This is a genomic window from Bacillus sp. FSL K6-3154, assembly GCF_040869395.1.
Lineage (GTDB): Bacteria > Bacillota > Bacilli > Bacillales > Bacillaceae > Bacillus > Bacillus safensis.
Genome location: NZ_CP152033.1, coordinates 3,140,281 through 3,162,634 on the forward strand (window position 1 = coordinate 3,140,281; position 22,354 = coordinate 3,162,634).

General features: G+C 40.6%; 26 protein-coding genes. 17 read left to right on the forward strand and 9 right to left on the reverse strand.

What is annotated here, in order from left to right; all coding sequences use genetic code 11:
- Positions 1–192 precede the first annotated feature (192 nt).
- Complete coding sequence (locus tag MHH61_RS16240; protein ID WP_125586271.1) at positions 193–972, forward strand: Cof-type HAD-IIB family hydrolase; 780 nt, start codon at positions 193–195, stop codon at positions 970–972.
- 39 nt (positions 973–1,011) lie between these two features.
- Here the strand turns inward: MHH61_RS16240 and def are convergent, their stop codons facing one another.
- Both def and MHH61_RS16250 read right to left on the reverse strand, forming a co-directional pair.
- Positions 1,012–1,569, reverse strand: a complete 558-nt coding sequence (gene def, locus MHH61_RS16245; RefSeq protein ID WP_024424751.1) for a peptide deformylase — start codon at positions 1,567–1,569, stop codon at positions 1,012–1,014.
- Positions 1,570–1,680: 111 nt separating this feature from the next.
- On the reverse strand, positions 1,681–1,872 hold the full coding sequence (locus MHH61_RS16250; RefSeq protein ID WP_029706718.1) for a YjcZ family sporulation protein: 192 nt from the start codon (positions 1,870–1,872) through the stop codon (positions 1,681–1,683).
- Positions 1,873–2,105: 233 nt separating this feature from the next.
- Here MHH61_RS16250 and MHH61_RS16255 point away from each other — a divergent pair, with 233 nt between their 5' ends.
- From MHH61_RS16255 to lpdA, 5 genes are all read left to right on the forward strand, one after another.
- Positions 2,106–2,774, forward strand: coding sequence for a YkyA family protein (locus tag MHH61_RS16255; protein WP_125586269.1), 669 nt, complete (start codon positions 2,106–2,108; stop codon positions 2,772–2,774).
- Positions 2,775–3,183: 409 nt separating this feature from the next.
- Entirely contained in the window at positions 3,184–4,299 is a 1,116-nt protein-coding gene (gene pdhA, locus MHH61_RS16260; protein ID WP_024424754.1) for a pyruvate dehydrogenase (acetyl-transferring) E1 component subunit alpha, read from the forward strand.
- Positions 4,300–4,302: 3 nt separating this feature from the next.
- On the forward strand, positions 4,303–5,280 hold the full coding sequence (gene pdhB / locus MHH61_RS16265; protein ID WP_012009824.1) for a pyruvate dehydrogenase complex E1 component subunit beta: 978 nt from the start codon (positions 4,303–4,305) through the stop codon (positions 5,278–5,280).
- A gap of 107 nt (positions 5,281–5,387) precedes the next feature.
- Positions 5,388–6,728, forward strand: a complete 1,341-nt coding sequence (locus MHH61_RS16270; protein ID WP_024426891.1) for a dihydrolipoamide acetyltransferase family protein — start codon at positions 5,388–5,390, stop codon at positions 6,726–6,728.
- Between the two features lie 4 nt (positions 6,729–6,732).
- On the forward strand, positions 6,733–8,145 hold the full coding sequence (lpdA, locus tag MHH61_RS16275) for a dihydrolipoyl dehydrogenase (protein WP_024426892.1): 1,413 nt from the start codon (positions 6,733–6,735) through the stop codon (positions 8,143–8,145).
- Between the two features lie 127 nt (positions 8,146–8,272).
- On the opposite strand, the gene MHH61_RS16280 is transcribed toward lpdA, so the two are convergent.
- Entirely contained in the window at positions 8,273–8,653 is a 381-nt protein-coding gene (locus MHH61_RS16280) for a hypothetical protein (protein ID WP_223250976.1), read from the reverse strand.
- A gap of 316 nt (positions 8,654–8,969) precedes the next feature.
- Between MHH61_RS16280 and MHH61_RS16285 the strand changes: the two genes are divergently transcribed.
- Positions 8,970–9,089, forward strand: coding sequence for a GapA-binding peptide SR1P (locus tag MHH61_RS16285; protein ID WP_003212464.1), 120 nt, complete (start codon positions 8,970–8,972; stop codon positions 9,087–9,089).
- Between the two features lie 43 nt (positions 9,090–9,132).
- On the opposite strand, the gene MHH61_RS16290 is transcribed toward MHH61_RS16285, so the two are convergent.
- Positions 9,133–10,605: an aminotransferase class I/II-fold pyridoxal phosphate-dependent enzyme gene (locus MHH61_RS16290; protein ID WP_125586265.1), complete on the reverse strand. Its 1,473-nt coding sequence runs from the start codon at positions 10,603–10,605 to the stop codon at positions 9,133–9,135.
- A gap of 190 nt (positions 10,606–10,795) precedes the next feature.
- On the opposite strand from MHH61_RS16290, the gene MHH61_RS16295 reads away from it, so the two are divergent.
- Positions 10,796–11,065, forward strand: coding sequence for a UPF0223 family protein (locus MHH61_RS16295; protein WP_024424759.1), 270 nt, complete (start codon positions 10,796–10,798; stop codon positions 11,063–11,065).
- Positions 11,066–11,292: 227 nt separating this feature from the next.
- Here MHH61_RS16295 and MHH61_RS16300 read toward each other — a convergent pair whose 3' ends face one another.
- Positions 11,293–11,928: a DUF1054 domain-containing protein gene (locus MHH61_RS16300; RefSeq protein WP_024426894.1), complete on the reverse strand. Its 636-nt coding sequence runs from the start codon at positions 11,926–11,928 to the stop codon at positions 11,293–11,295.
- A gap of 277 nt (positions 11,929–12,205) precedes the next feature.
- Between MHH61_RS16300 and MHH61_RS16305 the strand changes: the two genes are divergently transcribed.
- The 6 genes from MHH61_RS16305 to MHH61_RS16330 all read left to right on the forward strand — a co-directional run bounded on the left by MHH61_RS16305 (position 12,206) and on the right by MHH61_RS16330 (position 16,435).
- Positions 12,206–12,394, forward strand: coding sequence for a hypothetical protein (locus tag MHH61_RS16305; RefSeq protein ID WP_024424761.1), 189 nt, complete (start codon positions 12,206–12,208; stop codon positions 12,392–12,394).
- Positions 12,395–12,527: 133 nt separating this feature from the next.
- On the forward strand, positions 12,528–13,334 hold the full coding sequence (locus tag MHH61_RS16310; protein ID WP_024426895.1) for an inositol monophosphatase family protein: 807 nt from the start codon (positions 12,528–12,530) through the stop codon (positions 13,332–13,334).
- 111 nt (positions 13,335–13,445) lie between these two features.
- Positions 13,446–15,371, forward strand: coding sequence for a hypothetical protein (locus MHH61_RS16315; protein WP_125586263.1), 1,926 nt, complete (start codon positions 13,446–13,448; stop codon positions 15,369–15,371).
- A complete protein-coding gene (locus MHH61_RS16320; RefSeq protein ID WP_125586261.1) occupies positions 15,361–15,624 on the forward strand; it encodes a hypothetical protein in 264 nt (87 codons plus the stop codon). Before MHH61_RS16315 ends, MHH61_RS16320 begins: the two co-directional genes overlap by 11 nt.
- A complete protein-coding gene (locus MHH61_RS16325; protein WP_206427962.1) occupies positions 15,624–16,142 on the forward strand; it encodes a sigma-70 family RNA polymerase sigma factor in 519 nt (172 codons plus the stop codon). Before MHH61_RS16320 ends, MHH61_RS16325 begins: the two co-directional genes overlap by 1 nt.
- Positions 16,139–16,435: an anti-sigma factor gene (locus MHH61_RS16330; protein WP_024426899.1), complete on the forward strand. Its 297-nt coding sequence runs from the start codon at positions 16,139–16,141 to the stop codon at positions 16,433–16,435. The genes MHH61_RS16325 and MHH61_RS16330 overlap by 4 nt, the downstream gene beginning before the upstream one ends.
- A 42-nt stretch (positions 16,436–16,477) precedes the next feature.
- On the opposite strand, the gene MHH61_RS16335 is transcribed toward MHH61_RS16330, so the two are convergent.
- Both MHH61_RS16335 and MHH61_RS16340 read right to left on the reverse strand, forming a co-directional pair.
- Positions 16,478–17,113 carry a hypothetical protein gene (locus tag MHH61_RS16335; RefSeq protein WP_024424766.1) on the reverse strand — a complete coding sequence of 212 codons (636 nt, stop codon included), beginning with the start codon at positions 17,111–17,113 and terminating at the stop codon, positions 16,478–16,480.
- Positions 17,114–17,388: 275 nt separating this feature from the next.
- Complete coding sequence (locus tag MHH61_RS16340; protein WP_024426900.1) at positions 17,389–17,568, reverse strand: DUF5325 family protein; 180 nt, start codon at positions 17,566–17,568, stop codon at positions 17,389–17,391.
- 113 nt (positions 17,569–17,681) lie between these two features.
- Here MHH61_RS16340 and typA point away from each other — a divergent pair, with 113 nt between their 5' ends.
- Together typA and MHH61_RS16350 are read left to right on the forward strand one after the other, a co-directional pair.
- Positions 17,682–19,520, forward strand: coding sequence for a translational GTPase TypA (typA, locus tag MHH61_RS16345; RefSeq protein ID WP_024424768.1), 1,839 nt, complete (start codon positions 17,682–17,684; stop codon positions 19,518–19,520).
- Between the two features lie 54 nt (positions 19,521–19,574).
- The gene (locus MHH61_RS16350) at positions 19,575–19,898 is read left to right on the forward strand and encodes a YlaH-like family protein (protein ID WP_003210819.1); all 324 of its coding nucleotides are present in this window, start codon (positions 19,575–19,577) and stop codon (positions 19,896–19,898) included.
- A gap of 31 nt (positions 19,899–19,929) precedes the next feature.
- Here the strand turns inward: MHH61_RS16350 and MHH61_RS16355 are convergent, their stop codons facing one another.
- The gene (locus MHH61_RS16355) at positions 19,930–20,163 is read right to left on the reverse strand and encodes a YlaI family protein (RefSeq protein WP_223250959.1); all 234 of its coding nucleotides are present in this window, start codon (positions 20,161–20,163) and stop codon (positions 19,930–19,932) included.
- Between the two features lie 99 nt (positions 20,164–20,262).
- Positions 20,263–20,880 carry a YhcN/YlaJ family sporulation lipoprotein gene (locus tag MHH61_RS16360; RefSeq protein ID WP_125586257.1) on the reverse strand — a complete coding sequence of 206 codons (618 nt, stop codon included), beginning with the start codon at positions 20,878–20,880 and terminating at the stop codon, positions 20,263–20,265.
- A 140-nt stretch (positions 20,881–21,020) separates the two neighbouring features.
- Here MHH61_RS16360 and MHH61_RS16365 point away from each other — a divergent pair, with 140 nt between their 5' ends.
- Positions 21,021–22,343 (forward strand): PhoH family protein, encoded by a 1,323-nt coding sequence (locus MHH61_RS16365; protein ID WP_025092370.1) that lies wholly within the window; start codon positions 21,021–21,023, stop codon positions 22,341–22,343.
- The last annotated feature ends 11 nt before the right edge of the window (positions 22,344–22,354 follow it).

Genomic DNA, 22,354 nt, shown 5'->3' on the forward strand with positions numbered 1-22,354 from the left:
TCGGATTGAAGTAAGCTTAACCAGCGTGTTCCGGTCTCTCTATATACTTGTATTATATGATGTTTCTATTGAATGTTACATGGTTATATGTGGGAAATAGGCGCTTTCAAAAGGAATTGGTTTCGAAAGCGGAAATCTTTCTGTATGATGAAAGGGAGTGTGTATACATAACGAAGAGCAGGAGGGCGAGATATGAATAAAAAAGTCATCTTCTTTGATATCGACGGTACTTTATATGACCATGATAAAAATATACCTGAGTCAACGAAGCGAGCGGTTCATTTATTAAAAGAAAAAGGTCATCATCTCTTCATTGCATCTGGGCGTTCTCCTTTTCTGATTCGGCCCATTTTAGAAGAATTAGGGCTTGACTCATTCATTGCTTATAACGGTCAGTATGTCATGTATGAGGGAGACGTTATTTACGGCAATCCGCTGAAGCAGGAGCTGATGGAGCGGATTTATGAGACAGCGGATCGTCATGATCATCCGCTTGTTTTTATGGGAGAAGAAACGATGAAGGCGTCTGTGCCGAATCATCCGTTTATCCATGAAGGAATCGGTACTTTAAAAACAGAGCATCCTGAGCACGATGTATCTTTCTTTAAAGAAAACGACATTTTTCAAATGCTGTTATTTTGTAAGGCAGAAGAGGAAGAGGAGTATAAGGCATTCCGCGAAGAAATTGACCTTGTCAGATGGCATGAGCTGTCAACAGACGTTCTGCCAAAAGGCGGATCAAAAGCTGAAGGAATCAAACGAGTCATCGAAAGACTTCCTTACGATCAAAAGGATACCATTGCCTTTGGAGACGGACTGAACGATAGAGAAATGATTTCGTTTGCTGGAACAGGCGTGGCGATGGGAAATGCTGTGAGTGAATTGAAGGCATTGGCTGATTTTGTGACAAAGTCAGTAGATGAGGACGGCATATTCCATGCAGTGACCCAGCTTGGCCTCATTGAAGAATAAAAAAGAAGACCCTTAGATCGCCGGGTCTTCTTTTTTATGTTATGATCTGCCGATCGCAACAGAGTTTTCTGGCTCAGCGAATGGCTGATCCTTTTGAATATGATCATAAAACATAATGCCATTTAAATGGTCAATTTCGTGCTGAAAGACAATGGCAGGGAACCCTTTTAGACGGATATCAATGTCCTCTCCTTCAAGCGTAGTGGCCTTGACCCTGATTTTTTGATATCGAGGAACAAATCCAGGGATGGCTTCATCAACTGATAAGCAGCCTTCACCAGTCGCTAAATAAGCTCTTTTGACTGAATGACTGACAATACGCGGGTTGAACAGAGCATAGCTGTATTCTTCTCCGTCTTCATCCTCACAGTGAACAGCGATCATTCGTTTACTAATATTGATTTGCGGAGCTGCCAATCCAACGCCGGGTCTTAGTCCGTATTTTTCAGCAATGTCAGCATCCTGACTGTTTTTGACGAATTCGATCATGTCAGCTAATTGCTGTTTTTCCTCTTCTGTCGGCGGGAGCTCGACCGCTTCAGCTGTTTGTCTTAAGACGGGATGTCCGTCCCTTACGATATCATCCATGGTAATCACAAAACTTCACTCCTATTTCCTTTGTATGTAAAGTATATAAAATGATACACAACATATGCAATGAAATAAAGAAGACCGGTCCTGTGAGACCGGTCAGAGGCTTAAACAGCCTTAGCAGCAGCCACCGCCGCCTAAGAATGCTGCGCCAACGATAATTAATAGGATGAAAAGCACAACGATTAAAGCGAATGTACGTCCGCCGCCGTATCCGCATCCGTATCCACCGCCATAGCTTGGGTAACAACAGCCGCCGCCATATCCACCACCGAATCCATACCCGTAACCGCCGTATCCACCATACATACTTCCATGACTATAATTAGACATACTTTTGACCTCCTTTGGAAATACACTTGGCCTCTCATAAGTGAAGGCGAAGCGTGTAATATAAACTATGTATGAATGCACTATTTGTATAGTCATGCGCCTATTGCTTGAAAAAAATCTTCTCCGCCTCATTTGACTGACCTCTTTCCTTGTCACAAACGTCTATAAAAATTATAGTGGTATGTGGAGATGTAAAGGGGGACCTTGTCATGAGACAGATGAAAAGAAGCATGAAAGCAGGTGCTGCTTTAGCGGGGATATGTACCCTTTTGCTGACAGGGTGCGGAGGTCAAAGTCCATTCAATGATATGCAGGACGCAATGACGAAAATGAGTGAAAAAGAAGCATCCTTCGAAAAAGAGCAAGGTACACTGCAAAGCTATGAAGAAAAAGAGCAGAAGCTGTATAAAAAAATGATTCAAACAACAAAGGACCATACAAAAACAGTGGCAAGCCTTTCTGATCAGGCGTTAGCATCGGCAGCGAAACGAGAAGAACATTTAAAAACAGAAAAAGACAGTATGGATGAATCGAAAAAAGAATTGAAAACGGTAAAGGAATCTGCCGCACGATTGCAAGATGCGGAGTTAAAAGAGAAAGCAGCTCAAACGGTCAAATCGATCGAGAAACGATATGCGTCATATGATCAGCTTTACAAGGAGTATCAAAAGGCGCTGAAACAAGATCAGCATTTGTATCAATCTTTGAAGAAAAAGGATCTAGGGTATGAAGAGCTGAAGTCAAAGCTGAAGACCGTGAATCGTTCATATAGCAAAGTCAGAAAAGAAAGTAAGGAGTTCAATCGATATACAGATCAATTGAATGATCATAAAAAGGCTTTGTATAAAGCAGCAGATCAAGAGTCGAAAAAGAGCTGAAAAACAGCTCTTTTTTTATTTTTCGACAAAAACAAACATTTTCTATTGTAGTACAGTAGTACACTCTATACTAGTACAGATTAGGTTGTTTGTTAAACAGATTGATACAGTTCACCATAAAAAGTAAAGCGAATACATTTATTTAAATAAAGCCGTTAAATCAATTGACGGACTATTTTTCTTGTTGTAAACTATTCCTTGTTAACAGAAGTTGTATTAGTTTTTTGTGAACTATCGTTAATACAGTTAGAAGGACTCAAAAACGAGTGGTCAACCAATGTTTCGACAACGATCTTAGTGGCTATTATATACAGGAGTCATATGAGTATTTTGGGTTATCCTATATCTGTATGTATAAATGGATTCACGACAAATGGACTGTTAAAAGAAAGGAAGAGGTGACTTTAGAATGGCTGCAAAAACAAAAAAAGCAATTGTTGATAGCAAAAAGCAATTTGATGCCATCAAAAAGCAGTTTGAAACGTTTCAAATTTTAAACGAAAAAGGCGAAGTCGTAAACGAAGCGGCAATGCCGGATCTTTCAGATGACCAATTAAAAGAATTAATGCGCCGTATGGTGTTTACACGAGTATTAGATCAACGTTCAATTTCATTGAACCGTCAAGGACGTCTTGGCTTCTACGCGCCAACAGCTGGACAAGAGGCTTCTCAGCTTGCAACTCACTTTGCACTTGAGAAAGAAGATTTCATTCTTCCAGGATATCGTGACGTACCACAATTAATCTGGCATGGTCTTCCGCTAACAAAAGCATTCTTGTTCTCTCGCGGACACTTTGTTGGTAACCAAATGCCTGAAGATGTGAATGCACTTTCACCGCAAATCATTATCGGTGCTCAAATCATTCAAGCTGCTGGTGTAGCTCTTGGTTTGAAAAAGCGCGGTAAAAAAGCTGTTGCAATCACTTACACTGGTGACGGTGGAGCTTCACAAGGTGATTTCTACGAAGGTATTAACTTTGCAGGGGCTTACAAAGCGCCAGCGATTTTTGTTGTCCAAAACAACAGATATGCGATCTCTACACCTGTTGAAAAGCAGTCTGCTGCACAAACAATTGCGCAAAAAGCAGCTGCAGCTGGTATCGTAGGCGTACAAGTTGACGGTATGGATGCATTAGCTGTTTATGCAGCAACTGCTGAAGCTCGTGAGCGCGCTGTAAATGGTGAAGGTCCAACATTAATCGAAACTCTTACATTCCGTTACGGCCCACATACAATGGCTGGTGACGATCCAACAAGATATCGTACAAAAGAAGATGAAAACGAGTGGGAGCAAAAAGATCCATTGGTACGCTACCGCAAATTCTTGGAAAACAAAGGCCTATGGTCTGAAGAAGAAGAGAATAAAGTGATTGAAGATGCAAAAGAACAAATCAAACAAGCGATCAAAGAAGCTGACGAACAGCCTAAGCAAAAAGTCACTGACTTGATTGAAAACATGTACGATGTAAAACCATTCAACTTAGTTGAACAGCTTGAAATTTACAAACAGAAGGAGTCGAAGTAAGCCATGGCGCAAATGACAATGATTCAAGCGATCACTGATGCGTTACGCACAGAACTGAAAAATGACGAAAACGTTCTCGTTTTCGGAGAAGACGTTGGTAAAAACGGCGGCGTATTCCGTGCGACTGAAGGATTGCAAAAAGAGTTTGGTGAGGATCGTGTATTCGATACTCCACTTGCTGAATCTGGTATTGGCGGTCTTGCTATTGGCCTTGGACTACAAGAATTCCGCCCGGTAATGGAAATTCAATTCTTCGGATTCGTTTACGAAGTATTAGATTCTGTTTCTGGACAAATGGCTCGTATGCGTTACCGTTCTGGCGGACGCTGGCATTCTCCAGTGACAATCCGTTCTCCATTCGGCGGGGGAGTTCACACACCTGAGCTTCACGCTGACAGCTTAGAAGGTCTTATCGCACAACAGCCTGGTATCAAGGTTGTTATTCCTTCAACACCTTACGATGCAAAAGGACTTTTAATTTCTGCAATTCGTGACAACGATCCTGTAGTGTTCCTTGAGCATATGAAACTTTATCGTTCTTTCCGTCAGGAAGTTCCTGAAGAAGAGTACACAATTGAAATCGGTAAAGCTGACGTGAAACGTGAAGGTTCTGACCTTTCAATCATCACTTACGGTGCAATGGTTCACGAATCACTAAAAGCTGCTGAAGAGCTAGAAAAAGAAGGCGTTTCTGCTGAAGTGATCGACCTTCGCACAGTAAGCCCGCTTGATATTGAAACAATCATCGCTTCTGTTGAAAAAACAGGCCGTGCGATCGTTGTTCAAGAAGCACAAAAACAAGCTGGTATTGCTGCAAACGTAGTAGCTGAAATCAATGACAGAGCGATCCTTAGCTTGGAAGCACCAGTACTTCGTGTAGCTGCACCTGATACTGTATTTGCTTTCTCTCAAGCTGAGAGCGTATGGCTTCCAAACCATAAAGATGTACTTGAAACAGCGAAGAAAGTTCTTGAATTTTAATTAAATGACAGAGGGGAAAAGAATTTATTTCTCTTCCCCTTTATCAATTACATGACCGTGTAAATATACACAACAAGGGTTCAACAAAATCTAGGAGGCGAAAAACAGTGGCATTTGAATTTAAACTTCCGGACATCGGAGAAGGTATCCACGAAGGTGAGATCGTTAAGTGGTTTGTTAAACCAAACGACGAAATCAATGAAGATGACGTTTTAGCAGAGGTACAAAATGATAAAGCAGTTGTAGAAATTCCTTCACCTGTTAAAGGAAAAGTATTAGAATTAAAAGTTGAAGAGGGAACAGTTGCAACTGTAGGACAAACAATCATTACGTTTGATGCACCTGGTTACGAAAATCTTCAATTTAAAGGCAGCGAAGAAGAAGGCGAAGCAAAAACTGAAGCTCAAGTACAAGGTACTGCTGAAGCTGGTAACGAGCCAGAGAAGAAAGAAGTAGCACAAGAAGAAGCGGCAGCAGCAACTGGTGCAGGCGCACAAGAGCAAGTAGACGCTGATCCAAACAAACGCGTAATCGCTATGCCATCTGTACGTAAATATGCTCGCGAAAAAGGCGTTGAAATTTACAAAGTTGCAGGTTCTGGTAAAAACGGCCGTGTGTTAAAAGAAGATATCGACAGCTTCGTTAATGGTGGTTCTGCAGCTCAAGAGGCAGCACCTCAAGCAGCTGAAAGTGCGAAAGAAGAAGCAGCTCCAAAAGCGGCAGCAGCTCCAGTTCTTGAAGGAGAATTCCCAGAAACTCGCGAGAAAATGAGCGGAATCCGCAAAGCAATCGCAAAAGCAATGGTGAACTCTAAGCATACAGCTCCTCACGTAACATTAATGGATGAAGTTGATGTAACAAACCTTGTTGCACATCGTAAACAATTCAAACAAGTTGCAGCTGATCAAGGAATCAAGTTAACTTACTTGCCTTACGTTGTAAAAGCTCTAACTTCTGCTTTGAAAAAGTACCCAGTACTTAACACTTCTATCGATGATAAAACAGATGAAGTTGTTCAAAAGCATTACTACAACATCGGAATTGCAGCTGACACTGAAAAAGGCTTGCTAGTTCCAGTTGTAAAAAATGCAGATCGCAAAGCGATTTTCGAAGTTTCTAACGAAATCAATGAGCTTGCAACAAAAGCACGTGATGGTAAATTGGCTCCAGCTGAAATGAAAGGTGCATCTTGCACAATCACAAACATCGGTTCTGCTGGTGGACAATGGTTTACTCCAGTCATCAACCACCCAGAAGTAGCGATCCTTGGTATTGGCCGTATCGCTGAAAAAGCGGTTGTTCGTGATGGCGAAATCGTTGCAGCTCCAGTCTTAGCTCTTTCCCTAAGCTTTGACCACCGTATGATTGACGGAGCTACTGCGCAAAATGCCCTTAACCACATCAAGCGTTTATTGAATGATCCACAATTAATTTTAATGGAGGCGTAATGTCATGGTAGTAGGAGATTTCCCAATCGAAACAGATACTCTTGTCATCGGTGCAGGTCCTGGTGGATATGTAGCTGCTATTCGTGCTGCACAGCTTGGACAAAAAGTAACAATCGTTGAAAAAGGAACACTTGGCGGTGTATGTCTAAACGTTGGCTGTATCCCTTCAAAAGCATTAATCAATGCTGGCCATCGTTTTGAAAATGCTAAGCATTCTGAAGACATGGGTATCAAAGCTGAAAACGTAACAGTTGATTTCACAAAAGTTCAAGAGTGGAAAGCTTCTGTTGTTAATAAGTTAACAGGTGGAGTTCAAGGTCTTCTTAAAGGAAATAAAGTAGACATCGTCAAAGGTGAAGCTTATTTCGTAGACAGCAACTCTGTACGTGTAATGGATGATAATTCAGCACAGACTTACACTTTCAAAAATGCAATTCTTGCAACTGGATCTCGTCCAATTGAATTGCCTACTTTTAAATACACAGACCGCGTGATCAACTCAACTGGTGCTTTAGCGCTTAAAGAAGTACCTAAAAAGTTAGTTGTCATCGGTGGTGGATACATCGGTACTGAGCTTGGTACTGCTTATGCAAACTTTGGAACAGAAGTTGTGATCCTTGAAGGTGGAGACGAAATCCTTCCAGGTTTCGAAAAGCAAATGAGCTCATTGGTTAAACGTAACCTGAAGAAAAAAGGAAACGTTGAAATCCATACAAACGCTCTTGCAAAAGGCGTTGAAGAAAAATCTGATGGTGTCACTGTTACGTTCGAAGTAAAAGGCGAAGAAAAAACAGTTGATGCTGATTACGTACTTGTGACTGTTGGTCGTCGTCCAAACACTGATGAGCTTGGTCTTGAGCAAGTTGGTGTTGAATTGACTGACCGCGGAGTTGTCAAAACAGACAAACAATGCCGTACAAGCGTATCTAACATCTATGCAATTGGTGACATCGTTGATGGACCACCACTTGCTCACAAAGCTTCTTACGAAGGTAAAATTGCAGCTGAAGCAATCGCTGGAGAGCCAGCTGAAATTGATTACCTTGGTATTCCTGCTGTTGTATTCTCTGAGCCAGAACTTGCAACTGTTGGATACACTGAAGCAGAAGCAAAAGCAGAAGGAATCGAAATCGTTGCAGCGAAATTCCCATTCGCAGCGAACGGACGTGCACTTTCTCTTGATGCAACTGATGGCTTCATGAAAATGATCACTCGTAAAGAGGATGGTCTAGTTATCGGTGCTCAAATCGCAGGTGTTGGCGCTTCTGATATGATTTCAGAGCTTAGCCTTGCAATCGAAGCTGGAGTGACTGCTGAAGATATCGCTATGACAATTCACGCTCACCCAACATTAGGTGAAATTACAATGGAAACGGCTGAAGTAGCAATCGGAAGCCCAATCCACATCGTAAAATAATGAAACCTATGAAACCCTCTCCTTGATGGAGAGGGTTTTTTTTGGCGCCCTGAACACCATATGAAAAACCCCTCATGAGGTGAGGGGTTTTTTCATATGGATATATATAAGTGCAAGGTAAATATCATTAGTTTGTATTGACGCGGTCTAAAGCATGACATAAAGGCGATAAGATCTCCTGTTTACTGCGGACATTTCCTTCCACCTTCACGATCACTTTTTCATCATTGACAAGTAAAATAGCCGGTAATTCGTCCACTTCATTTTTCCAGCCTTTACGATCTTCTTTTACAATCATTTTTGACATTTCCTTAGGGTATTCATTTTTTAAATCGAGGACTGCATCATAATAAGGGCTTTCTTTATCAAGGTTTTCTGCATCAGTAAAAAAGAGAATTCTCGGTTTTTGAATATGACGGACTTGGTCGGTCTGATTCGGTATGATATACGCAAATGAGCATGAACTAAGTACAAAGAGCATGGGGAATATAATGAGAAGTGTCCTCATAAAATTCAATCTATTCACCTCAAAATCATTTGGGGTTGTCCCAACATTTTTAGGAGCTTGTTCCCTGTTAGTCACTCTAGTGTATCATGTCTCTTTTGACAATTTTCGATTGTTACTCAATTGTTACAGAATTGATATGAAGCAAAATACAATTGAAACGTTCCCTCAATATGAGAAGAAAAAAGCACATATTTATAAAAAATGATTAAATGTGTCATACAATTAACCGTTGACAACTTAAATGTGACATCATATTATAGAAATAAGAAATAGATCAAACGCTTTCAAACTATGAATGAAGAAAAGGGGAATGTACGTGGGTACAATTATTTGTCAAGATTGCAATGAAACCATTGATCAATTTGAAAATGAAAAAGTGACAACGCTATACGGAACGTGTGGTCACTGTCATTGCTGTGATGAAGCCTCTGAATAAATAAAAAAGCATGCAGCTCCATTTGGGGCTGCATGTTTCTTTTTTATAAAATTGGTTTTTGTTCCTTAATCACACGGATCATTTCAAGCGTTGAATCTTCAGGTCCTTGGACAGGGAGACCAATTTCAATATTTTTAAAGATATACGATATATTTTCTTCTGTGATAATTTCACCTGGTATAAAAATCGGAATACCTGGCGGATACACCATCACGAACTCTGCGATAATGCGGCCGACTGCTTCCTTAAATGGAACGACTTCCGTTGTAGCGTAAAAGGCGTCACGCGGCGTCATAGCAAGCGATGGGATCTCAGGCAGCAGCACTTCCGTTACTGCTTGTTTGCCGCTCTCACGAGTAGAGGTTGCGGCAATTTCCTGCATCGCCGTCACGAGCGTATCAATTGTCTCATCTGAATCGCCAGGGGTAACGATACATAAAATGTTGTAAAGGTCAGAGAGCTCTACTTCAATTCGATAGCTTTCTCTCAGCCATTTTTCGACATCGTGTCCGTTTAACCCAAGGTCTTTAATGGAGATAATTAATTTCGTTGGGTCATAATCGTAAGTGGAAGCTGAACCGAGTACTTCCTTGCCAATGCAGGTAATGCCTTCAATTTGATTCAAGCGGTCTCTCGCTGATTCAGCCAAACGAATGGCTTCTTGAGCTAGTGCCTTTCCTTCAGTGGCTAATCGTTTTCGAGCGACATCAAGTGACGCTAAGAGCAAATAAGAAGTGGACGTTGTCGTCAGCATACTCAAAATCGATTGCACTCGGTCTTTTGAAACAAGCCCTTCCTTCATATTTAAAATAGAGCTCTGCGTAAGAGAGCCGCCGAGTTTATGGACACTTGTTGCTGCCATGTCGGCACCTGCCTGCATCGCAGAGAGGGGAAGCTCATCGTGAAAATGTATATGCACACCGTGTGCTTCATCGACAAGGACAGGCACATCAAATGAATGGGCAATGTCTACGATTGATTTTAAGTCAGCTGAAATACCAAAATACGTTGGATTAATGACAAGCAAACCTTTCGCATCTGGATGCTCAGTGAGCGCCTTTTTGGCTGATTCAGGTGTAATACCGTGAGAGATGCCAAGTTCTTTGTCTATTTCTGGGTGAATAAAAACAGGAACTGCGCCAGAAAATACAATCGCGGACATAATTGATTTATGGACATTACGCGGAATGATAATTTTATCTCCAGGCCCGCATACCGTCATCACCATTGTCATGATAGCGCCGCTTGTGCCTTGAATGGAGAAAAACGTATGATCAGCACCGAAGGCTTCAGCAGCAAGCTCCTGTGCTTCTTTTATCATCCCTCGAGGTGAATGTAAATCATCGAGAGGTTCTATATTAATGAGGTCAATGCTTAATGCATTGTCGCCAATGAATGCTCTAAATTCAGGATCCATTCCGGCTCCTTTTTTATGGCCTGGAATGTGAAATTGGACTGGATTGGTTGCTGCGTGTTTTTTTAGTCCAGTATATAAGGGTGTATCATGTTGTGACAATTGCTTTCCCACCTTCATCGAAATACCTGCTATTATTGTGCCAATTACAGCAGATTTCATTGCATAAAACAAAAGAATTATATTATGAACTGATCGGAATGTAAAGCATAAAATCAATCGGTTTCTGATCAAACAGATGCTATAATAAAAGTTCAAATGAGAAATGAGTGTTAAAGTGAGGGACAAGTAAATGGAATATCAATATCCAATGGATGTCGACTGGACGACAGAGGAAAAAATTGCAGTCATTTCATTTTTTCAGGCTGTTGAAAAAGCCTATGAAAAAGGAATTGCGAAGCAGGAGTTATTAGATGCTTATAAACGATTTAAAGAGGTTGTGCCATCAAAAGCAGAGGAAAAAACGCATTGTGCGGCGTTTGAAAAGGGAAGCGGGTATTCCCCTTATCGTGCAGTGAAAACCGCAAGAGAGGCAGAAGAGACTGCTATTATACGTATGTAAAAAACGAGCATATAAAGGCTCGTTTCAGCGTGCAGACAAACCCTCGCATTCGGTGTCAGGCCTGCGTGCCGGTGCTCACGAATGTCAAATTCGCTCCGCGCCGGTCCTCGTCCTTCCTAGACTTCAAAGGTTTTCTATCACGCTGAAAAAGAAGACAAAGGGCTAAAATCAAAATCATTTTAGCCCTTTGTCAACAATTTGAATCGAGCCTATAAGGGCTCGTTTTTTTATACAGATTCTTTCTGTGTGAAGCGGTATAGATACGTCAGCGTGCGGAAGGCATTTTCGATTTTCGATAGGAATTCTTCATTATTCATTTGAACGACTTCCTCTCTAGGCAGCTGAATACCGCACAGAAGCTCGGCTTTCTTCACTGTTTGAACACGTTCAAAAAGCGTTTTCAGCTGTTCGGAATCTAGTTCGCTGTGACGCATGACATCTGGTTTCATATGATCTTTAGACCAAACAAAATCTTGCGGTATTTTCTGCTGGATGGTGTCTAGCTCTTTTTCAAATAGCTGGCCGTACTCACCCTTAACTGGAGATTCATAAATGAGCGCAAACCAGACAAAGACATGTGTTTTCCAAAGCCCAATTTGAAAATGAGGGAGCTTTTTATATCCGCGCTTACTGTTTGCAAAAGCAACCCATGTATCATTTGGCGGGTTGACAGATCTTCTAGCATGCTTTGCGACGTGTACAAACATTTCGTCTCCTGTAATAGAAGAAAGAAGTGGTGCAAAATGTTCGCCAAGTGCCTCAAGCTTTGGACGGACTCTTTCTTTTAATACAGTCATTCGTTCATCTAAACCATCAACTGTGAATGTTTCAAAATCTTCATCTCTAAAACGCATTTCACTCATGTTATGCCTCCTGTATCTTTTCGCTGATCATATTTTATCATAGCTTGGGTCAAGCTCAAAAAAAGATGCACCGGCAGATAAAAGGACGTGGTGCAGAGTTTAAAACCTTTCAATTTGTGGTACATCATTAATAGGTAAAGACACAATTTTCAGAATGTCGTTGCGGTTATGCGATCGCTTCATACGATATAAGCAAGAACCATTTCTCTTATCGATTGAATTTTTATCAATGAAAACTGACAAGGAATGAATCATTCTCTGGAAGGGGCGTTGACCAATGAAGCAAATCGTGAAGCAGGGCTATAGACAGGAGAAGAAAAATCGCATCGCTGTGTGGAGATTAGAGGTTGATTATGAGCTTTCTACGCTTCATGAAGCCATCGAACAAAAAGATGACATCCAAATCGAACGCAGCAAACGAAAGCTTGAGCGCCTAAGAAAAGAATGGGAGCAGCTTCAAGGGTAAAACAGCGTGAGGTAAAAACGAACCAATTCATCGGTTCGTTTTTGTATGAAGCTGCTTTTTTCTTGCTTTTACGTACATAATATCAGTATGCTATTACAAATAGGTCCTACATAGAAAAGAGGTTTACAATCTGATGACAAACTGGGTGGAAATTGACCGTCTTGCAAAGCTCTGGGTAAAAGAAGCAGGAAGCCGTATTAAAGCGTCCATGCAGGAAGGTCTATCAATTGAAACAAAATCAAATCCAAATGATCTAGTCACGAATATCGATAAAGAAACAGAACGTTTTTTTATTGAAAAAATACAGTCGACATTTTCAGATCATCACATTTTAGGAGAAGAGGGACAAGGGGAAGAGGTCACCTCACTCGATGGAATTGTGTGGATCATTGATCCGATCGATGGCACAATGAACTTTGTCCATCAAAAACGAAACTTTGCCATTTCAATCGGGATATTTGAAAATGGTGTGGGGAAAATCGGTCTTATTTATGACGTCATTCATGACGAGCTCTACCATGCCATTAAAGGAGAAGGAGCCTATATGAACGATATCCTGCTCCCGCCATTAAAAGATGTGGAGATTGAAAAAGCCATTGTGGGTATTAATCCGACATGGGCGATTGAAAGCCCTTATTTTGACGCCAAACCATTTGCCCGTCTTGTGCGTGACGTGAGAGGGACACGAACGATTGGATCAGCTGCCCTTGAGCTTGCTTATATTGCAAGCGGCAGAAGTGACGCATATGTCACCTTAAGGCTTGCGCCGTGGGATTATGCAGCGGGCTGCGTACTGCTTGATGAAGTAGGGGCCGTTTACTCAAATATTCACGGAGAACGTCTTACGTTCCTAGACAAAAACAGTATAGTGGCTGGAAATCGATCCATTTGTGAAAAAATCTTGCATGATTACATAAAAGGAAGCGGAAATAAAAAATAAACGACATCACTTCATGAGAATGAAGTGATTTTTTGTTTTTCCTGAAACTTTTTGGTAAGGCAGATGTCTATACGAATGAGGCCTTAATTTCATGTAAAGGATTGTGTATCAATGTTTGATTTGTTTAGTGATTTATCGCTCCATTTTGAAAGGTATTTTATTTTAAATGAGTACAATATCCACATCATTCAATGGTGTGTATTTGGACTATTTGTCCTGTTCGTCACACTCCCCATATGGAAAGAAAAGAGGAGTAGTTATGTATTTTATGCTGGAATCGTATTAAGAGTTGTTCTGCTTGGCGGGATGACAGTTGAAATGATCCACCAAGTTCTGTCTAGACAGTATACGATCGAAACATTTGAAGTGCTGACAGATTTCATGCAATTTCTCATTTATGGGTATGTCTTGCTTGCATCACTGTACTATGTGATTACTCTTCCTTATTTAAAAAATAAAGGTATGTTCTTTGTTTTTGATTTATCTGTATTACTTCTGCCTTTATGTCAAACAGTGTTTATTGTGTTTGCTGAAAGCAAAAAGTTCTTTCTTAGCGGTGATACGGGGCTAGTATGGAGAGATATGATCACCATTTTGCTTATGGCTTGCTTCGCCGCTTTGGTGCTGCACCTTTTCTTTCGCTTGTTTTGGCACCGAAAGTGGAAGGAATTGCTTTTCTTCTATGGCTTAATTTTCGCAGCCTTGCTTTATATATTTTATCCTTCTATCTCGAAGTATGAGCTCCAATCTTCATTTAAATCGATTGTCATTTTAGCGGCAGCAGCAGGAAGCTTTATGACGATTGATTTGTTATCTGCTTTACTACGGGACAAGCTGAGATTAAGGCAGTGGGGCGCTGGTTGTATAACTGTCTTTTTTCTGCTGTTACTCAACCCGGTTGTCAATATTCCTCATACCATGTTCCAATTTACCAAAACGGAACTGGTAGATACTTTTTCACAAGAATATCGCCCCTTATCTGAAGCAAGTGCAAAAGCATTCGCTTCAAAATTTGTACCAGAGCATCAATCGCTGTATTTAAATGCTAGTCATCAGCCTATCCCTTACCATTACGTGTTTGCAGATGATCAGTATGAAGTGAATATTTCTCCGTTTACAGGTGAATTAAGCGGATATTCTTATCGAGGTCGTGTAGAGGGAAAGGAGATGACCGATAAAGAATATAGGCAAAAGACCATTGAATTTTTCGAAAGAAGCGGAAGGTCAATAGATCTACAGCGTATTCAATTAGCTGTAAAAAAAGAGGACGGTGAGACGAATGTTCTTCTTCTGCCAAAAATGTCTCAGAATGAAGAGGACAGTTTAGCGTTTGCCACTTGGAAAAAAGGGACGCTTCGACAAGCGCGATACGTAAACGCCATCTTTCAATTAAAGGATATAGACGGAATCCGTTTAACAGAAACTGAGATAAAAAACAGAGTCAACAGTATTTATCAAAATTTAAATTTAAAGCCGCCAGCTTATCAAATCACAGGCATTGATGAATTTTATTTTAATTGGCAGCATGAAGTGAGGGTCACAACAAAAGATCAATCGGAGTTTCTGTTTAATGGCTCATCAAAAGGACTCATCAGCTTCAAGTTGTCAAAAGCGTTTCTTCAACAGAAAAAAGAGAACGTCAGCGATGAAGATTTGTTAAAAATCATAGGGAAAAAGCCAAAAGACATAAGAAAAGAAACAGGCACTAGTGAAAGCAAACAATTTACATTTAATCACTCATCACATGTCGTCAATCTGTTTAAAGGGGATGATGGAATTGAGTTGAGAGTACAATCAGATTCTTCTATCCCGCACGCAGTATCTAATCAAGATCGGGAGGAAGTCTATCAGCAAGTACTTAAAAGGTATAAACCATATACGATCTATAAAAAACAAATAAAACCTGTGAAGATGATCGACAAAGAAGGGAACATCGACATTTCATGGCTTGTCATCATACAAACCTTCGGATCAAATGAGCATAAAATCTATGAAGTGAATGGACGAACAAAAGAGGTGCATCGTTTTGACAGATAAAGAAAAACAAGCCATCTTTCAAGACTTATATGAACTGTATCAAGAAGGGGATCTGGGAGCCGAGGCAGCCAGCTGGATGAAGGCACACGAGCAGCAATTTCAGCATGTGGACGCGGGTAAAAAGCAGTCTTCAGCGCCGATGAAAGGTCAGAATGACTATGACGAGTTAAAACGTATGAAAGGGTTTATTTACTCGTTATATTTCTTTTTTATCGTTTTATCGATTTGGATGACTGTGTGGTTTTATTTTTGATGTCCAGACCAGCAGACCAAATTGAAAAAATCTATGAAGAATATTTTCAGGAAATCACTAAATATTTATATCGCCGGACGGGAAATATGGAAACAGCCAAGGACCTTGCACAGGACGTATTTATGAAGGCACTGCATGGATTGTCCTCCTTTAAGGGACATTCTAGTATGAAAACATGGCTTTATACCATTGCGTATCACACATTTGTGAATGATTATCGCCGAAAAATAAAATGGACTTTTACAAACGTAGAGGAAATAGATTTCTTAGAGCAGCAGTCGTTCACGACACCAGAAGATCACATTGAAAAACAAGCTGATATAGAAAGGCTGTGGCATCATATTTATCAGCTGAAGGATTCCTACCGGGAGGTCCTTATTTTAAGAGATATTCAAGAATTGTCATATGAAGAAGTAGCAGAAATTTTGAATTGGAGTTTATCTAAAGTCAAAACAACCCTTCATCGAGCCAGATTAGAGCTGAAGCGAAAGCTACATTGTGAGGAGTTCAATAAATGAGCTGTTATTTGATTGAAGAATTGTTACCACTTTATATAGAGGGGGACACAAGTGCAGAAACAAATAAAATTGTTGCAGAGCACTTACAATCCTGCGAGAGCTGCCAACACCTTTATCACGAAATGAAAGAGCCAATAACCTTTATACAAACTCCTGATCTCATGCCATATATAGATGAAAAGGAAGAAAGAAGAAAATTTGAAAAGCGCTACTATGGCAAGCTGTTATATCGAGCAAGTATCGCGTTTTGTATGGGATATGTCGTGATGATCATTCTTTATTGGCTGAAATAAAAAACCCCCATCTGGATAAACCAGGTGGGGGTTTTTTCTAGCTTAGCTTAATTTTTCTTTCGCAATTTGAACTGCATCATAGAACGTTTTCAATTGCTCTTGAGGAATTTTCTTAAGCATTTGGTTGAAAACAAGTAATTCAGTAGAGCTGAATCCAAGACCTTTTGCGATTTTTGAATCAATCACAACGTTTCCTTTTTTGTCTAGAACAAGGGCATCACCAGCAAGATCAGCAATTCTGATCACTGATTTGAAAAGCTTTTCGAATTTAGCCGCTTCTTCTTTTGTAAGACCAAGTTCAACAGCTTTTGCTGCATCAAAAACCAATTTCCCTTTTTCGTTTTTAGTGATGCTTTCACTGAAAACGATTGTAAGAACAGCTGCGCGATCTAAGAATTTCTCAGCAGTCGCCGCTTCTTCTTCAGTTAGTCCGAGCTCAACAGCTTTTTTCACATCAAATGTGTAGTTGTTGTCTTCCTCAACAAATGAATTGATGAGAATGTTGATGACACGCTCGTTTTTCTCCAATAATTCTTTAATGATTTGCTGCTGTTCAAAAGGAATTCCTTTGAAAGTTGCAGCGCTTGCTTGCCCAGGAGCTACTGTTGTGAAAGTAAGAATGATAGCTAAAGCGAAAAATACAACAGAGCTGAGCGATTTGCTCAAAAACTTCTTCATGCTTCTTTTCTCTCCCTTTTCTGTTAAATTTTGTTGCAAGAAAAGCATACCATGAGAAACTTTGTGGAAGAATAGGAAAATTGTAACTTTATGTTTGATTTTGGAGAACTATAAAAGTTCTTGTCGAAAAATGGAGGGGTTCAGATTGCTTACTTTTGTCAACTCTTCAAGATACGTTCCGTCTGATGAATGAAGCTTTCATAGGTGATTTGTCTTGTTTTTACTCAAAATAAAAAGCCTTCTACATATAGAATGTAAAAGACTTTTCACTAATTTTATGATTGCACGTTTAATTTTCTTTTTAATGTAAATCCTGTACCCATGAAAATCATGGCGAATACAATGCTTAGACATATACCCAGTATGTTTTTTTCTGCAAGAGTTACCCCAATAAACGCCATACTGACAACTGCAAGTAATGCACATAATAATAGAAGCCATTTGATTTGTTTCATATGTCCCCATCCCTTTTTTTAGAGTTAATATAAGTTTACAGAAAAACGATCGGCATTTAAAGAGGATTGTGATATAATATGAAAGTTATCTAATTATTTTAGGAGATGAAAATGTGAAACTTCGAAAAGACCTTCGCAACATCGCAATTATTGCCCACGTTGACCATGGTAAAACGACGCTTGTTGACCAATTGCTCCATCAAGCTGGTACTTTCCGTGCGAATGAAAATATCGCTGAGAGAGCCATGGATTCAAATGATTTAGAGCGAGAGCGCGGTATTACGATTTTAGCTAAAAATACTGCGATAAATTATAAAGATACACGCATTAATATTTTAGATACACCAGGACACGCCGATTTCGGTGGTGAAGTTGAGCGTATCATGAAAATGGTAGATGGTGTACTCCTTGTTGTGGATGCTTATGAAGGCTGTATGCCTCAAACACGCTTTGTGCTGAAAAAAGCACTTGAGCAAAACTTAACACCAATCGTTGTCGTCAATAAAATTGACCGCGACTTTGCTCGTCCGGCTGAAGTAGTCGATGAAGTGATTGACTTGTTCATTGAATTGGATGCAACAGAAGAACAGCTTGAGTTCCCAGTTGTCTATGCATCAGCAATCAATGGTACAGCAAGTAACGATGCGAGCAAGCAAGATGAAAACATGGAATCTTTGTTTGAAGCTATTGTGAACCATATTCCTTGCCCGGTTGATAACCATGAAGAGCCGCTTCAATTCCAAGTGGCGCTACTTGATTACAATGATTATGTTGGCAGAATTGGAATTGGCCGTGTATTCAGAGGAACAATGCAAGTAGGACAGCAGGTAGCCTTGATGAAAGTCGACGGCACTGTGAAACAATTCCGCGTGACAAAGATCTTTGGTTTCCAAGGGTTAAAACGAGTGGAAATCAACGAAGCGAAAGCGGGAGATCTTGTCGCTGTATCTGGAATGGAAGACATCAACGTAGGTGAAACGGTTTGTCCGGTAGAACACCAAGAGGCACTTCCAATCCTTCGTATTGATGAGCCGACACTTCAAATGACGTTTGTTGTAAACAACAGCCCATTTGCAGGCCGTGAAGGAAAATACGTGACATCACGTAAAATCGAAGAGCGTTTAGAGCAGCAGCTTCAAACAGACGTCAGTCTTCGTGTAGATCCAACTGATTCACCTGATGCTTGGGTTGTTTCTGGACGCGGAGAGCTTCACTTATCCATTCTCATTGAGAATATGAGACGTGAAGGATTTGAATTGCAAGTATCGAAGCCAGAAGTTATTGTAAAAGAAGTTGATGGTGTTCGATGTGAGCCTGTTGAGCGCGTTCAAATTGATGTACCAGAAGAGCATACTGGCTCTGTCATGGAATCAATGGGTGCAAGAAAAGGTGAAATGATTGACATGATCAACAATGGTAACGGTCAAGTTCGCCTGATCTTTACAGTGCCATCACGTGGTTTAATTGGATATACAACTGAATTTCTTTCATTAACTCGTGGTTTTGGTATTTTGAACCATACGTTTGACAGCTACCAGCCAATGCAGTCTGGTCAAGTTGGCGGACGCCGTCAAGGTGTACTTGTTTCAATGGAAACAGGTAAAGCAACTGCTTACGGAATCCAAGGTGTTGAAGAGCGCGGTGTGATCTTCGTTGAGCCGGGTACTGAAGTATACCAAGGGATGATTGTTGGGGAGCATAACCGTGAGAACGACCTTGTTGTAAACGTAAGCCGTATGAAACAACAAACAAACGTACGTTCAGCGACGAAAGATCAAACAGTTAGCATGAAAAAACCTCGCATTATGTCACTTGAGGAATCTCTTGAGTACTTGAATGAAGACGAATACTGTGAGGTTACACCTGAATCAATTCGTCTTAGAAAGAAAATTTTAGACAAAAACGAACGTGAGAAAGCAGCGAAGAAGAAAAAGCTAGCAGGATTATCTTAATTCCATGAAGAATTAAAAAGATAGAACCCTGAAAGATAAGGGGAGGGAATCTTTTTGAATGATCAGGAAGTAAGTGAAAATCTATCCTTTTTCGCGATGCTGTTTCGTGTCGATGAAAATCCGCAAACAGGGATGTGGCTCCTATATGGCACCATCCTTGTTTTAGCGATTATTGTTTTTAAGCTCGGCTTTGCAAGACGTTTACCGATTTTAAAAGCGCTCGTGATTTATTTGTTTTTGATTTTTGGCTGCACGTTTCTCACATTTCTAGGAATCTTCCTGCCAGTAGCGGAAGGACTGGTTGTGGCAGCTGCCATTTTGATTATTTATAAAATACGGCTGCATCGTGCGAAAAAAGAAGGAACAGTCAATACGTAAAAAAAGACCTGAACATGTGTCAGGTCTTTTTTTATGTCTTTTGTTCTTTCTTTCCTTTTTTCTTCTTTTTCTCTTTTGTCGCAGGATCCTGATAAAGAGAGAATCTGCCGGTTTTGATGCGAGCTTCTGTCTTTATTTTAATGCGTTCTTGGCAGTCATCGCACATATATGTATGAATTGGCCGGTTTCTTAACCGTTTCGCAACGAGTGTATCATCATCAATGGTTTCAAGCTTTTCACATAATGAGCACTTCACTCTCATCATTTTCACCTCACTTTATTGCATTTATTATAGCATGTTTTCCAGCTACTTAAAATCAGCGTAGAAAAAGGCTTATATCACAGGAGATATAAGCCGTTCTCATTATTTCTTCTGATTCATATGATGGTTTGATTGGTCGTTCTGATTTTTTTCTAACTGTTTTTGATCTCGTTCTTTGAGCTGATTATTCGGATCATTTGTCGGATCCTTTTCGTTACGGTCGATCTCATTTTTCGGCATCTCAGGCATCACGCGGCCGACAATGGCAGCCAGTTCATCCATAATACCGCTTACAGGACGGCCTGCTTGAATTTCTTTGCCCATTTCTTTTAAACGGCTGACTGTATCCGGATCAGCAACCACAACAGCATTTGCACCTTCCGGGTCATTTCTCAGCGCTTTTGCAACTGAATATTTAATGGTTTCTACTTTGCTTCTATCTAAATCATCTTTTACATCAATACCAACAACAGCATAACGGCCGATGACGATTGCCGTTGCATCATTAACATCTGCTACGTGCTCTGTCACATTGACAAGATGCTGCGCAACATCTGTGGATGGGCGGGCTTGATTGGTCTCTTTCTTGGATGAGTCTGACACCCTTACTAAGTGCTGGCGTCCATCTTGCTTGTCCAGCGCCTCTGGTTTTTCCTGCTGCTGGCAAGCGCCTAACAGAATGATCGTTTGAATCATGAATAATGTCAAAAATAGTCGCATTTATATTCCCTCCTTCACAAACTGCATGATTTATTTTATTGTTGAATTAACCTTCTAACTTTATTCATGAAAACATATATTTTAACAATCGTTTTGGGAAAGACAAGGATGAATGAAACCCCGATCAGGAGGCGAAGGACCTGAGTAAAATTTATGTATTAGACACAAATGTGTTATTACAGGATCCGAATTCAATCTTTTCATTTGAAGACAACGAGGTCGTCATTCCGGCCGTTGTGTTAGAAGAAGTAGACTCGAAAAAGAGATACATGGACGAGGTTGGGCAAAACGCCCGGCGCGTTTCACGTTTAATCGACGGTTTGAGATCGAAAGGGAAACTGCATGAAAAAATTACGCTAGAGTCAAAAGGGACGCTGCGCATCGAGCTGAATCACCGCTCTTTCCATGAACTTCAAGAAATTTTTATTGAAAAAACGAACGATAATCGGATTTTAGCGGTCGCGAAAAATTTGAGCTTAGAGGAAGAAACAAAGCCTCACGGCCGGCCTGTCATTTTAGTCAGTAAGGATGTCTTAGTCAGGGTAAAGGCAGATGCTATAGGTCTCCAAGCAGAGGACTTCTTAAGTGACCGTGTGCTGCAAAACGAAGACATTGATAACGGCTATCATGAGCTCTATATTCCGACCGAGCAATTGAATACATTTTATAAGCAAAGTCAATTGCCGATAAAAGAAGTCACAAGTGCACCATTAAACCCTCATCAATTTGTCATTATGAAGGGGAATGAAGGCGGTTCTGCTTTAGGAATGCTTGATCAAAAGGCAGAGCATGTGAAACGGCTTATTTATGATCAAGAGCATGTTTGGGGAATCCGTCCGAAAAATGTTCAGCAGACGATGGCCCTAGAGCTGCTATTGCGACGTGATATTCCGCTTGTGACATTGATCGGAAAAGCGGGTACTGGTAAAACACTCCTTGCACTTGCTGCCGGATTAATGCAGACAGAGGATCTCGGCATGTTTAAAAAACTGATCGTAGCCCGTTCCATTGTCCCTGTTGGCAAGGATTTAGGCTACTTGCCAGGTGAAAAGGAAGAGAAACTCAGACCATGGATGCAGCCGATTTATGACAACCTGGAATTTTTATTTAATACAAAAAAACCTGGTGAACTTGATGCGATTTTGGCGGGAATTGGTTCTATTCAAGTGGAAGCTTTAACGTATATCCGTGGAAGAAGTATTCCTGATCAATTTATCATCATTGATGAGGCGCAGAATTTAACGAAACACGAGGTAAAAACATTATTAACGCGCGTCGGAGAGGGAAGTAAAATCGTGCTGATGGGGGACCCGGAGCAGATTGATCATCCTTATTTAGACAGCTTAAATAATGGGCTTACGTATGTCATTGAGCGGTTCAAAGGTCAGCAAATATCTGGACATGTCAAGCTTGTCAAAGGAGAAAGGTCTGGACTTGCACAGCTTGCAGCTGATTTGCTGTAGTCCAGACCCTC

Coding starts and splice junctions, on each gene's coding strand:
- MHH61_RS16360 (WP_125586257.1), bottom strand. CDS start 20,880: ATGCGACTATTTTTGACATTATTCATGATTCAAACGATCATTCTGTTA.
- MHH61_RS16340 (WP_024426900.1), bottom strand. CDS start 17,568: ATGAAACAAATCAAATGGCTTCTATTATTATGTGCATTACTTGCAGTT.
- MHH61_RS16295 (WP_024424759.1), top strand. CDS start 10,796: ATGGAATATCAATATCCAATGGATGTCGACTGGACGACAGAGGAAAAA.
- MHH61_RS16310 (WP_024426895.1), top strand. CDS start 12,528: ATGACAAACTGGGTGGAAATTGACCGTCTTGCAAAGCTCTGGGTAAAA.
- MHH61_RS16325 (WP_206427962.1), top strand. CDS start 15,624: ATGTCCAGACCAGCAGACCAAATTGAAAAAATCTATGAAGAATATTTT.
- MHH61_RS16280 (WP_223250976.1), bottom strand. CDS start 8,653: ATGAGGACACTTCTCATTATATTCCCCATGCTCTTTGTACTTAGTTCA.
- pdhB (WP_012009824.1), top strand. CDS start 4,303: ATGGCGCAAATGACAATGATTCAAGCGATCACTGATGCGTTACGCACA.
- pdhA (WP_024424754.1), top strand. CDS start 3,184: ATGGCTGCAAAAACAAAAAAAGCAATTGTTGATAGCAAAAAGCAATTT.
- MHH61_RS16330 (WP_024426899.1), top strand. CDS start 16,139: ATGAGCTGTTATTTGATTGAAGAATTGTTACCACTTTATATAGAGGGG.
- MHH61_RS16355 (WP_223250959.1), bottom strand. CDS start 20,163: ATGATGAGAGTGAAGTGCTCATTATGTGAAAAGCTTGAAACCATTGAT.
- lpdA (WP_024426892.1), top strand. CDS start 6,733: ATGGTAGTAGGAGATTTCCCAATCGAAACAGATACTCTTGTCATCGGT.
- MHH61_RS16315 (WP_125586263.1), top strand. CDS start 13,446: ATGTTTGATTTGTTTAGTGATTTATCGCTCCATTTTGAAAGGTATTTT.
- MHH61_RS16240 (WP_125586271.1), top strand. CDS start 193: ATGAATAAAAAAGTCATCTTCTTTGATATCGACGGTACTTTATATGAC.
- MHH61_RS16255 (WP_125586269.1), top strand. CDS start 2,106: ATGAGACAGATGAAAAGAAGCATGAAAGCAGGTGCTGCTTTAGCGGGG.
- MHH61_RS16250 (WP_029706718.1), bottom strand. CDS start 1,872: ATGTATGGTGGATACGGCGGTTACGGGTATGGATTCGGTGGTGGATAT.
- MHH61_RS16300 (WP_024426894.1), bottom strand. CDS start 11,928: ATGAGTGAAATGCGTTTTAGAGATGAAGATTTTGAAACATTCACAGTT.
- MHH61_RS16335 (WP_024424766.1), bottom strand. CDS start 17,113: ATGAAGAAGTTTTTGAGCAAATCGCTCAGCTCTGTTGTATTTTTCGCT.
- MHH61_RS16305 (WP_024424761.1), top strand. CDS start 12,206: ATGAAGCAAATCGTGAAGCAGGGCTATAGACAGGAGAAGAAAAATCGC.